The organism is Prolixibacter sp. DSM 2831 (assembly GCF_056493735.1).
In genome coordinates, this window is sequence record NZ_CM151379.1 from 863763 (window position 1) to 875291 (window position 11529).

At 46.9% G+C, this 11529-nt stretch carries 10 protein-coding genes; 2 read left to right on the top strand and 8 right to left on the bottom strand.

Going from position 1 to position 11529, the window contains the following annotated elements; genetic code table 11:
• Positions 1-50: 50 nt before the first annotated feature.
• Entirely contained in the window at positions 51-1583 is a 1533-nt protein-coding gene (locus tag AC060N_RS03345; RefSeq protein ID WP_479525879.1) for a UxaA family hydrolase, read from the bottom strand.
• A 24-nt stretch (positions 1584-1607) separates the two neighbouring features.
• Positions 1608-3089, bottom strand: coding sequence for a tagaturonate reductase (locus AC060N_RS03350; RefSeq protein WP_479525880.1), 1482 nt, complete (start codon positions 3087-3089; stop codon positions 1608-1610).
• Between the two features lie 261 nt (positions 3090-3350).
• Here AC060N_RS03350 and AC060N_RS03355 point away from each other — a divergent pair, with 261 nt between their 5' ends.
• Together AC060N_RS03355 and AC060N_RS03360 are read left to right on the top strand one after the other, a co-directional pair.
• Positions 3351-3887, top strand: coding sequence for an AAA family ATPase (locus AC060N_RS03355; RefSeq protein ID WP_479525881.1), 537 nt, complete (start codon positions 3351-3353; stop codon positions 3885-3887).
• A 48-nt stretch (positions 3888-3935) separates the two neighbouring features.
• Entirely contained in the window at positions 3936-4721 is a 786-nt protein-coding gene (locus tag AC060N_RS03360; protein WP_479525882.1) for an SGNH/GDSL hydrolase family protein, read from the top strand.
• 75 nt (positions 4722-4796) lie between these two features.
• On the opposite strand, the gene AC060N_RS03365 is transcribed toward AC060N_RS03360, so the two are convergent.
• From AC060N_RS03365 to AC060N_RS03390, 6 genes are all read right to left on the bottom strand, one after another.
• Entirely contained in the window at positions 4797-6827 is a 2031-nt protein-coding gene (locus AC060N_RS03365) for a transketolase family protein (protein WP_479525883.1), read from the bottom strand.
• A 191-nt stretch (positions 6828-7018) separates the two neighbouring features.
• Positions 7019-8197 (bottom strand): phosphoglycerate dehydrogenase, encoded by a 1179-nt coding sequence (locus AC060N_RS03370; protein ID WP_479525884.1) that lies wholly within the window; start codon positions 8195-8197, stop codon positions 7019-7021.
• 114 nt (positions 8198-8311) lie between these two features.
• Entirely contained in the window at positions 8312-9667 is a 1356-nt protein-coding gene (locus AC060N_RS03375) for a GntT/GntP/DsdX family permease (RefSeq protein ID WP_479525885.1), read from the bottom strand.
• Positions 9668-9702: 35 nt separating this feature from the next.
• Positions 9703-9990 carry a hypothetical protein gene (locus AC060N_RS03380; protein ID WP_153637721.1) on the bottom strand — a complete coding sequence of 96 codons (288 nt, stop codon included), beginning with the start codon at positions 9988-9990 and terminating at the stop codon, positions 9703-9705.
• 94 nt (positions 9991-10084) lie between these two features.
• A complete protein-coding gene (locus AC060N_RS03385) occupies positions 10085-10702 on the bottom strand; it encodes a hypothetical protein (protein ID WP_479525886.1) in 618 nt (205 codons plus the stop codon).
• A gap of 58 nt (positions 10703-10760) precedes the next feature.
• Positions 10761-11432 (bottom strand): DUF6624 domain-containing protein, encoded by a 672-nt coding sequence (locus AC060N_RS03390; protein ID WP_479525887.1) that lies wholly within the window; start codon positions 11430-11432, stop codon positions 10761-10763.
• Positions 11433-11529: the final 97 nt, after the last annotated feature.

The following is an 11529-nucleotide window of genomic DNA, read 5'->3' on the forward strand; positions in this document are numbered from 1 at the left end:
CTGTCTTCGAATTGAGGACAGCCTTTCTTTTGCTCTTCAGATGCGGCGCGTTAAAGCGTCACGCCCGACTTGAAAATGGCCATTTCGCGGAAACCACTTTTTTCATGATTCAGCTTTTCGCCACTGGCCACGTTGATGATATATTGTACAAAATCTTCCAGGAGTTCGTCCATTGGTTTCCCATTCACCAGCTCACCTGCATTGAAGTCGATCCAATGCTTCTTTTTCTCGTAAATGGGCGTGTTGGTCGAGATTTTCATAGTCGGAATAAAGCTTCCGAATGGAGTTCCGCGACCAGTCGTGAACAACACCATTTGGCATCCACTAAAACCAAGTGCCGATGTCGCCACTAAATCGTTTCCCGGCGCGGCTAACAGGTTGAGACCTTTCTTACTCAACGGTTCGCCGTATTTCAGCACGTCTACAATGGTTGCATTCCCACCTTTTTGGGTACACCCCAGCGATTTTTCTTCCAACGTGGTAATCCCGCCGGCTTTATTACCGGGAGAAGGATTTTCGTAAACCGGCTGGTTGTGCGATGTGAAATAATCTTTGAAATCGTTGATTAGGCTAACGGTTTTACCGAAGATGGCTTCGCTTTCAGCCCGTTCCATGAGTTGCTTCTCGGCGCCAAACATTTCGGGTACTTCCGTGAGAATAGTAGTTCCGCCGGAAGCGGTGAGGAAATCGGAGAAAGCGCCCAACAAGGGATTGGCCGTGATACCGGAAAAGCCATCGGAGCCGCCGCATTTCAGGCCGATGTTTAGTTCAGAAACGGGAACTTCTTCTCGTTGATCATGACGCATGATTTCATAGAGCTCCTTCAGGATTTTTACTCCTTCTTCGATTTCATCCTCGACTGCCTGTGCTTTTAGGAAACGAACACGCTTTTCATCGAAATCGCCCAGCGACTCGCGGAAGTCTTCCATCTGCAAATTTTCGCAACCCAGGCTGAGAATCAGCACACCACCAGCATTCGGGTGTTTAGCCATATTCCCTAACACCTTCCGTGTATTGGCATGGTCGTCGCCCAACTGCGAACAACCGTAGTTGTGCTTGAAAACCTGAACCGCATCGATATCATCCGGCTGTACTTCCGATTTGAAGATGTCCAGAATCTGCTGAGCCTGTCCATTCACGCATCCAACTGTCGGGATGATCCAGAGTTCATTCCGGATACCGGCTTTGCCGTTTTTCCGCAGGTAGCCTTTAAACGTGAGGGACGAATCGCCTTCTGCAACTCTTCTGAAATTGGGGGTGTATTCGTATTCCAGGTTTCCTGCCAGGTTGGTTTTCAGGTTATGTGAGTGAATATGTTCGCCGGCTTCAATCGTAGTCGTGGCATGGCCAATGGGGGCGCCGTATTTCAGAATCCATTCGTTGGGTTCAATTTTCCGGGCAGCGATTTTGTGACCGGCCGGAATTTCCTGCAAAGCAGTTATCAGTTGACCGTCAACTTCCAGCTGCTCACCGGCAATCAACGAATTCAGGCAGACAACAACATTGTCTTTGGGCGATATGCGAATAAATTTTTCCATCTCTTTTTTGGCTAAAGCCGGAATTGCTCCCGGCCTTTCATTCATCACAATAAAAATTCAGATGTACGCTTAAGCAACTTTCTTTTCGGGATTTTTCTTTCCCAAAACCGATTTCACTGCCTGCTTCATGCCAACTACCTCAATCAGGTAGAGGTAACCAGCTACTGCTTCGGTGAGGCCGGAGATCCGGTTCAGATCCTGTTTCCAGAGTTGTTGCAGATTGAGCACTTTGCTCGTTAGTTGATGCATTCCTTCCGGCGTACCGTCATACGCGTCCCATACTTCGCGGTAGAAATCCAGAATCCATTGGTCGTCGTTCAGCGTATAGGCAACACCATCGACACTGCCTTTATAATAAGCGATGGAGGCTGCCAGCGAGAAAACCAATTTTTGCGGCAAACGGCCCTCTTTTTCGAAGTAGTCGAGCAATGAAGGCAGGTTGCGGGTTTCCCATTTCGACATAGCGTTGAGGGCAATGCTCTTCCATTCGTGGCGGATATACGGATTATAGAAACGCTCCAGAATTTTGGTGGCAAACGCTTCCAGTTCAGTTCGGTTTCCCGGAATACCGGTGAGAATCTCCTCGTAAACCATTTCTTTCATGAACCGGCCGATTTCGAAATTCTCGATGCTTTCGCGAACGGTTGGCAGTCCATACAGTAACGACGTTGCGAAACTTCCGGTGTGACAGCCGTTCAGCACTCGTACTTTTTGTTCACGATAGCGGGTCATGTCTTTCACGAATTTCACCTCAAGACCAGCTTCCTGTGCCGGAAATTCTTTTTGCACCCATTCCGGTCCTTCAATGACCCATAGGTGAAAATATTCGGCTTCGGTTACCAGATTATCTTCGTAGCCCAGCTCTTGCTGAATTTCTTTGATGTTTTCCTTCGGAAATCCGGGAACGATGCGGTCGACCAGTGAATTGCAGAAAGCACATGAAGTTTCCACCCAGTCGATGAATTCGACTTCGAGCTTCCAGTTTTCGGCGTGTCGTAACACATATTTTTTTAGGAAATCGGCATTGCGGTCGATGAGCTCGCAGGCGATGATGATTAAGCCTTTTGATGGATCGCCTTCGAATGTTTTGAAACGCTGGTAGAGCAGTGCCGTCATTTTTCCCGGGAAGGATTTCTGTGGCTGCATGTCCAGCTGGTCGTTTTCATCGAATACAATGCCCGCCTCGGTTGTGTTGGAAATAACGAAGCGGAGTTCGGGATTATCAATCACTTCCCGGTAGGAATCGAAATCTGTATATGGGTTGATGCCCCGGTTGATGCAGTCAATTAACTCGGCTTCTTTCACCGGCTGGCCGTTTTTTATTCCTTTCAGGCAGACATGATACAGGCCATCCTGGGCGTTCAGCATGTCAACCATGCCACGCTCGATGGGTTGAACAACTGTAATTCCGGAGTTGAAACCGACGGTTTTGTTCATCCGGTTCACCATCCAATCGGTGAAGGAGCGAAGGAAATTGCCTTCTCCAAATTGTAAGATCCTTTCGGGATAAGCTGGAAGATTGGTTACATTACTGCGGTTCAGTGTCTTCATTTTCTTCTTGATTTATTGGTTTCGTGTCCGCACACGGAATGTCTTTTTAAAAAATCCGTGTTCGTACACGGATTCGGCCGCTAAAGTATGAATTTATGTTATTGGTTCGTCATTAAAATTTTTCGCTTGATTGTATCTTGCTGTATATTAATGCTGTGTAGGTGACAATTAATAATAAGTTAATCTAGTTGTGCCCGATATAGGGCTAATTCGTTAAGCGGAAGCATATTATTTCTAAATTAGGAGTAGAAATCAGACGAAATGGTTTATGTTTTGACAGGTGGTCCCGGATTTGGAAAAACCTTGTTGGCAGAAAAGCTGGCAGAAAGAGGCTACCGGATTGGCCACGAAACAGCGCGGGCATTGATTGAAGAAGAGCAAAAGCGCAATGGAGAGATATTACCCTGGCGGAATTCACGGGAATTCGAACGCCGGGTGATGGAAGCACGCATTCAGTTCATGGAAGAGATTCCCGAAGAGGAGATTGCTTTTGCCGACAGGGGATTGCCGGATCAGGCAGCTTTTTCGTATTACAAAGGAAAGCCGGTTTCTGAGGCGTTAGCGTTCGCGATTAAAAACCATCGGTATGCTACAACTGTTTTTATTACGCCTCCCTGGAAGGAGATTTATCAAACAGATACAGTTCGGAAAGAGACCTTCGACAAGGCTTGCCGCATTCACGAATGTGTTGTAAAAGCCTACCGGGAAAACGGTTATCGCCTGGTTGAACTTCCGAAAGTGGCGGTTGAGGAGCGGCTTCAATTTGTATTGAACTTTATTGCCACACGTTCTGAATGATGAGTTCCAGTTACTATTCGATATAACTTAACGACAAAAATACAACGTATGAAACGAACTGATCGCCGGGAATTTTTGAAGAAAACAGCTTTGAGTGCCGGAGCACTGGCAGCCATTCCGGGAATTATCGGGGCAACCGTCAAATCTGCAGATGCGCAGGTCGAAACTGAAATTTTATCGGAAGTCTTTCTGAAGAAGAATGATGTGATCGTCTTTCAAGGCGATTCGATTACGGATTTCTGGAGGGACAAAAAAGATCAACGCCCGAATGATCCCTTGGGATTTGGCCCGGGATATGTTTTCCTGGCCGCATCCACCCTGCTCGACCATTTTGCCGAAAAACACCTGACTATTTACAACCGCGGAATCAGCGGTAACAAAGTGTTTCAACTGGCCGACCGATGGGAAAAAGATTGCCTGGAACTGAATCCGAAGTTACTCTCGATTCTCATCGGTGTGAACGATTACTGGCATATGCACGACGGGAAATACGACGGTACCATCGAAACTTACGAGAATGATTACCGTGCCTTACTGAAGCGAACCAAAGCTGCTTTACCGGATGTAAAGCTGGTGATTGGTGAGCCTTTTGCTGTTCTGGGCGGTAGTGCCGTTGACGATAGCTGGTTTCCGGCTTTCGATGCCTACCGGAAAGTAGCCCGCAAACTGGCCAAAGAGTTCGACGCGATTTTTATTCCGTATCAATCGGTTTTCGATGAAGCAGCGAAGCGGGCGGGGACGAAGTACTGGACGGCTGACGGCGTTCATCCGTCGGTCGCTGGCTGTCATTTGATGGCTGCCGCGTGGTTGAAATCGGTATTTGGAATGGAATAAGGATGATATAGTATTTCCTGAAATAAAAAATCCCCGGCAAAACGACCGGGGATTTTCATTGGTAACAAGTGCAAGTTATTTTCCAAGGAATGTTTTTACTTGTTTGTATACGTTTTCACCGTTGAAGCCCAACTCTTCGTCGAGTACGGTGTAAGGTGCTGAGAATCCAAACGAGTTGAGTCCCCAAACAGCGCCGTCGTCTCCAACCAGTCCTTTCAGGGTAACCGGTAAACCAGCTGTCATACCGAATTTCGGTACGTTAACCGGAAGTACTTCTTCCTGGTAAGCTTTCTCCTGATTGCGGAAAAGACCTTCGGAAGGTACGGAAACCACACGAACTTCCAAACCATCGCGCTCACGCAGCAACGCAGCACCGTCGACCAGTGTAGCTACTTCAGAACCTGAAGCCAGCAGGATGACATCCGGGTTGGCGTCGTTCTCAACAATGTATGCACCTTTTTCAGCCTGCAGCGCATCGGTGTAACGGTCGCTGTTGGCCGGCAGGTCTTTGATATTTTGGCGAGATAAAATCAATGCGGTCGGCGTATCCGTATTCTCCAGAGCCATTTTCCATGCTACCGTTGTTTCGGTACCATCGGCGGGACGGAGAACCAGCATGGAGTTTTCGCCGTGGTGATTTTTTAACTGCTCGAGCAGACGAATTTGTGCTTCCTGCTCTACCGGCTGGTGAGTAGGACCGTCTTCGCCTACGCGGAATGCGTCGTGTGTCCAGACATATTTTACCGGAAGTTCCATCAGCGCAGCCAAACGAACGGCGGGCTTCATGTAATCAGAGAACACGAAGAAGGTTCCGCACACCGGAATCACACCACCGTGCAGTGCCAGACCGTTCATTACACAAGCCATGGTCAACTCTGATACACCTGCCTGCAGGAACGCTCCGGTGAAATCGTTCTTGGTAAACGGATGGGTCTTTTTCAGGAAGCCATCGGTTTTGTCGGAGTTCGACAAGTCAGCAGAAGCCACAATCATGTTTTCAACCTGATCCGCGAAAGCTGCCAAAACAGTACCTGATGCAGCACGGGTTGCGGTATTGGCTTTTTGTTCCAGTGCGGCAAAATCAAATTCAGGAATGTCACCGGAAAGGAAGTTTTCCAGTTTTTCAGCTAATTCCGGATTGGCTTTTTCCCATTTTTCTTTTTCTGCTTCGAACTCTTTTACCCATTGGCGCAATTCTTCCTGGCGCTTTTTGTAAAGCTCTTCTACTTCGGGGAAGATTTGGAATGGCTCCTTCGGATCGCCCCCCAGATTTTCGATGGTTTTGTCGAGAGAAGCACCCGCCTTGGAGAGCGGCTGTCCGTGAGTAGAAACTTTGCGCTCGAAACTATCGCCGCCATCGGTTACAGCACCTTTACCCATAATGGTTTTACCAATGATGAGCGTGGGCTTTTCTTTTTCTTCGGTGGCAATTTTCAACGCACCGCGGATGGCTTCAGTATCATTTCCTTCGATGGTTAATACTTTCCATCCCCAGGCTTCGTATTTTTTTGCTGTATCTTCAGTTGTTACTTCATCGGTTTCGGAAGAGAGCTGAATATCGTTCGAATCGTAGAACATAATCAGGTTGCTCAATCCGAGGAAACCGGCCAGACGACCTGCTCCCTGCGATACTTCTTCCTGAATACCACCATCAGAGATGAAAGAAAAAGTTTTATGTGACATCCATTCGCCAAACCTTGCGGAGAGGAATCGCTCGGCAATAGCAGCTCCAACGGCCATGGTGTGTCCTTGTCCCAGCGGTCCGGAAGTGTTTTCCACACCCCGCTCAGTATCCAATTCCGGGTGACCCGGAGTAACTGAACCCCACTGACGGAAGTTCTTCAGATCTTCCATGGAGAATTTTCCCGAAAGGGCCAGAACGGAATAAAGCATGGGAGACATGTGACCGGGATCGAGGAAGAAACGATCACGGAACGGCCAGCTCATGTCGTCCGGATTGTATTTTAAGAATTCAGAATACAAAATATTTGCATAATCAGCTCCGCCCATAGCACCGCCAGGGTGACCTGAATTTGCTTTGTCGACCATGGCGGCCGATAAAATCCGAATGTTGTCTGCTGCTTTATTGGTTAAATTGTTCTTCATCTGGTTGTGATTAAAATATTTTCGACGTAAAAATAGAAATTTTTGATTAGTAAAATGGCAACAATAGGTGTAAAATATACACTTTCATTATTTGCCTTATACAAACTGATTTTCATCTGAGTTTGTATAAAAAGAAACACCCCAGAACCAGTAAGGTTTGGAGTGTTTTTTTATCTAAACATTAAAGATTGTTATTTCTGTCCGGGAAGAACGCGAACCAGGAAGATGCCTTCAATCTCGCGAAGTTTGTCACTCACTTCAGGATCCAGCTCATTCCGGTCGATATCGATGATGTTGTAGGCAATGCCGTTGCGGTTGCGGTTCATCATATCGGCAATGTTCACGCCGTAACCTGCCAGCAATGTTGAGATCTGGCTCACCATATTCGGAACGTTCTTGTTGGCGATGAGAATGCGGGCGCCTCCGTTGCGGTTCATGGCTACATCGGGGAAGTTCACTGAGTTGCGGATGTTCCCGTTTTCGAGGTAGTCGCGAACTTCACGTACGGCCATTACTGCACAGTTGGTTTCTGATTCCTGTGTAGAAGCACCCAGATGAGGAATGGCAATCACATTCTTCATATTCAAAACTTCGTCATCCGGGAAGTCGGTTACATACCAGCCAACTTTTCCGCTCTCGAGTGCCGGTTTCAAATCGGCGTTGGAAACCAATCCGCCGCGGGCAAAGTTCAGGATACGTACGCCGTCCTTCATCATCGCAATTTTTTCTGCATCGATGAAGTTTTTGGTTTTGTCCATCAACGGAATCTGCAGTGTCACGTAATCGGCTTGCGCCAACAGCGCTTCAATGCTTTCGGCACGGGCGATATTCTGGTTCAGTTCCCAGGCATGCTCGACAGAGATATACGGGTCAAAACCTATCACATTCATGTCCAGCGCTTCGGCAGCATTGGCTACCATAACACCAATCGCTCCCAATCCGATGATTGCCAGTGTTTTTCCTTTGATTTCGTTGCCGGCGAAGTTCGATTTTCCTTTTTCGACCATGGGAGCGACATTATCGCCTTCTCCCTTCAAGGTCTTGGCCCACTCAATTCCACCGGCAATGTTCCGGGACGAAAGCAACATACCGGCAATTACCAGTTCTTTTACCGCGTTGGCGTTGGCACCCGGGGTATTGAATACAACAATGCCTTTGTCGGTGCATTTATCAATCGGGATGTTATTTACTCCGGCTCCGGCACGGGCAATGGCTTTCAGGGATGATGGAAGCTCCATATCGTGCATTTTGAAACTGCGGAGCACGATGCCTTCCGGTTCGGTTACTTCGCCGCCTACTTCGTAAGCGTCAGCCGGAAAGAGTTTTAACCCTTTTTCGTCAATCTTGTTCAGTGTCTGAATTTTGTACATGTTGCGTGGTGTTTTGTGGGACGTATTTTACTGTGGAATGACAAAGGTCATAAAAAGAATGGAATCATTTAAGTGATTATTCGGATAAATATCCATCCTTAAGAATTTTTTTACCTACACGAAGAAACTCAATCCAAGGCTGAGAATTAATCCCGAAACCGAGATGATGGTTTCCATCACCGTCCATGAGCGGAGCGTCTGTTTTTCGTCGATGCCGAAGTATTTTCCGACCAGCCAGAAACCGCTGTCATTTACATGGGAAAGGATGGTGGCTCCTGCTGCAATGGACAGCACAATGAGTGCGCGATGTGGGGCCGAAAGGTCGAAGACCTCCAGTACCGGCGCCATAATGCCGGCAGCTGTGATCATGGCAACAGTAGAACTTCCTTGCGTCACGCGGACGACTGCTGCCAGCAACCAGGCCAACAGCAACGGAGGAAGTGCCGAGTTGGCGATGGAATGGGCCAGCATTTTTCCAATGCCGGAGTCGATGAGCACCTGTTTGAATACGCCACCGGCTCCGGTGATCAGGATGATGATGCCGGCAGGACCCAGCGCTTTGGTACTGATGTCGAGCAACTCTTTTCCGGATACGCCTCGTTTGGTTCCCAGAAAATAGAGTGACAGTAATGTTGCCAGGGTTAAAGCGGTAAAAGGATGTCCCAGGAAACTGATGATGTCGGTTGTTGTGCTGGCGGCGATGATTTTTTTGCTGACCAAAACACCGGAAATGGTATTGACCAGAATGAGTAACAATGGAACGCCGATCAGCGCAGCAATAATGCCAAAGTTGGGTAGTTGGCTGGTATCAGTATGCTTCTCATCTTCTTCCAGAAAAGCAGGAGGGGAAGCAGTGATTCGTTTACTGATGAACTTACCGAACACCGGCCCGGCAATGATAGCGGTAGGTAATCCAACAATGAAGCCGAGCAGGATGACCCAGCCCAGGTTGGCACCAACAATTTCGGCTACAGCCACCGGTCCCGGAGTAGGAGGAATAAAGCTGTGCGTAACAGCCAGACCTGCCAAAAGCGGAATGCCGTAATACAACACCGGCCGGCCAGTATCCCGCGAAAGCGCGTACACGATGGGGACCAGAATGATGAACCCGACATCGAAGAAAACCGGGATAGCTACGATGAAGCCGGTGAGCACCATAGCCCACGAGGCCCGTTCGTATCCGAACTTCCCGACCAGGTAATGGGCCAGTGAACGGGCTCCCCCGCTGTGCTCCAGCAATGCTCCGAAAATGGCGCCAAGGCCGACAACAGTTGCTACAAAACCAAGTGTTCCGCCCATCCCGTTCTGGATGCTTTCCAGCACCTTGTCGGGTTTCATGCCGGTGGCCAGACCGACATACATGCTCGTAACGATGAGCGCGATGAAGGCATTGATTTTGAATCGGAGGACAAGTAACAACAGCAAGGCAACCGCCGAAATGACAATCGCCAGAAGCATCAACTGGCTCATAAATATTGGTTTATCGGGTTGTGAATCGACTTCTGTTATCGGCGCCTGGAAAAGCGGCTGAACAGAAATACTCCTAAAAATAGGAAATATATCAACCCGCCCACAATGGCGAAGATGAATCCCAATTCATAAAGCGACGGGAGTGCTGCCATGCGTACGAGGCAAAACAGGGCGAAAAAGAACCAGGTAAGCGAATGGAACCAGCGCAGCACGAAGTTCATAAACCGGTCGACCCGTGTTTTGGGCGGCAACGGTCGCGGTGCGAAACGCAAATAAAGGATGGCAATCGCCATACATCCTACAAAGAGCCAGGTCCATTCCATAATTACAAGTTTTTCCCCGCTAAGATATAATGGTTTTGGGAATTTTGATGGGTGATTGGGGGGCGTAGTTGGAATACTTTCACGGAAGATTATCTTATGTTTGGCGGTTGTGTTCTTTCTGCTCCGTGTATGCTTTTCTTATTTCATTCTTTAGTTCGCTATATTTCTTGGGATCGGTTAGTCTTCTTAGTGAATTCAACGTGATTGAACTTTGGCTTCTCTTATAATTGTCAATCCGAAAGGTTGGTAAGATGTAGAAATCCCATTGCTCCATTTTCAATGGATCTATCGTACTTTGTTCTTTATGTTTTAAGTGGCAGAATACATAAAGGTCGGCATGTCTTTTAGGAGCTTTTTGTTGCTGATTTGTTTTTGAGTCCCAAAATCGTGCAGGTTTGATCGAAAACGAAATCGTTGAAAACTTCCTTTGATACCAACTCTGGATATATGCAGCGGATTTGACTTCTATTTTAATTCCTTCTTCAGTCTTTAGATCGTAAGCGTCCCATTCTTCCCTCAAATTCTCAGGATTCAGTCCAATTGCTGTACCTACAATAAATTCAGAGAATCTGCCCCGAGTTGCATTGCTCAGAATATCGGAAACACTCCAACGCCAAAAGTCTAATAGGTTGTATTCTGTTTCTTGGTCGTTTTCTGTTATATACTCATTACCGGTTTTTGGACTAGCCTTTATTTGCTTGAGTTCATTCATTTTAAATCACAGATAACGTTTATTGTGAATTTATGGATTTCTACAGAAACTTCATTAATTAGTTAGCCCGTGTGGATTTTTGTTTCCGTTTAAATTCTTTTGTTCTCTTTATTTGCTCTTCAAGATTCCATTCAAAGTCGAACCGTTTCTTTAAAAATTCAGCGATGGGACCGAGGCCTATTGCTGCCCTTCGTTTATCGATATTCACGGGGTCGTATACCGGCCATACATTGAAGGTTTTTGTTTCCGGATAATATTTCATCTGCCCTCCATAGATTTGTAGCTCGCCTAGTGCTGTCGCAATCCTGTCTTCTGCTCTGGCCAGGAATCGTGGTTCCAGTTTATTATCTTTTACTGCTTGTGTCATCAGAGGAAGATATTCCAGCAGGACAGCATTATCTGAATGTTGAAGGACATTACAAATAGTCCAGTTACCGTATTCTCCAATCATTTCTTTGGTTGGCCAACCGTATTTATCGAGAATGTTTTTTACTATTTGCTCATTAACCTGGTGATTCCGTTTATAGATTGCCTGATACTTTTGAAACTGTTTTGAATCTGCACCATAAATTTTCATTAATGAATCCCTTAAATGGATGGGTGTCTGTTCTGTTTGCCAGACTGTATCCAGCACAGCTTTGAGATTTTCGGTCGTTTGAGTATTTTGTGCATCACTAATATTTGAGCAAGCCATTGTTAATCCTAAAATGGTAATGAATATTAATGGCATAAATCTTTGTGTCTTTCGGTTGATAATGAATGTCGGCCAGTGTTTGTTAGTTTTGTACCAGATTATTCAACTTCCTTCGCACATAGGTTGTCCCTCG

Excerpts from the sequence above, each read along its gene's own strand:
- AC060N_RS03345 (WP_479525879.1), bottom strand. The coding sequence starts at position 1,583 with ATGAATGAAAGGCCGGGAGCAATTCCGGCTTTAGCCAAAAAAGAGATG.
- AC060N_RS03350 (WP_479525880.1), bottom strand. The coding sequence starts at position 3,089 with ATGAAGACACTGAACCGCAGTAATGTAACCAATCTTCCAGCTTATCCC.
- AC060N_RS03355 (WP_479525881.1), top strand. The coding sequence starts at position 3,351 with ATGGTTTATGTTTTGACAGGTGGTCCCGGATTTGGAAAAACCTTGTTG.
- AC060N_RS03360 (WP_479525882.1), top strand. The coding sequence starts at position 3,936 with ATGAAACGAACTGATCGCCGGGAATTTTTGAAGAAAACAGCTTTGAGT.
- AC060N_RS03365 (WP_479525883.1), bottom strand. The coding sequence starts at position 6,827 with ATGAAGAACAATTTAACCAATAAAGCAGCAGACAACATTCGGATTTTA.
- AC060N_RS03370 (WP_479525884.1), bottom strand. The coding sequence starts at position 8,197 with ATGTACAAAATTCAGACACTGAACAAGATTGACGAAAAAGGGTTAAAA.
- AC060N_RS03375 (WP_479525885.1), bottom strand. The coding sequence starts at position 9,667 with ATGAGCCAGTTGATGCTTCTGGCGATTGTCATTTCGGCGGTTGCCTTG.
- AC060N_RS03380 (WP_153637721.1), bottom strand. The coding sequence starts at position 9,990 with ATGGAATGGACCTGGCTCTTTGTAGGATGTATGGCGATTGCCATCCTT.
- AC060N_RS03385 (WP_479525886.1), bottom strand. The coding sequence starts at position 10,702 with ATGAATGAACTCAAGCAAATAAAGGCTAGTCCAAAAACCGGTAATGAG.
- AC060N_RS03390 (WP_479525887.1), bottom strand. The coding sequence starts at position 11,432 with ATGCCATTAATATTCATTACCATTTTAGGATTAACAATGGCTTGCTCA.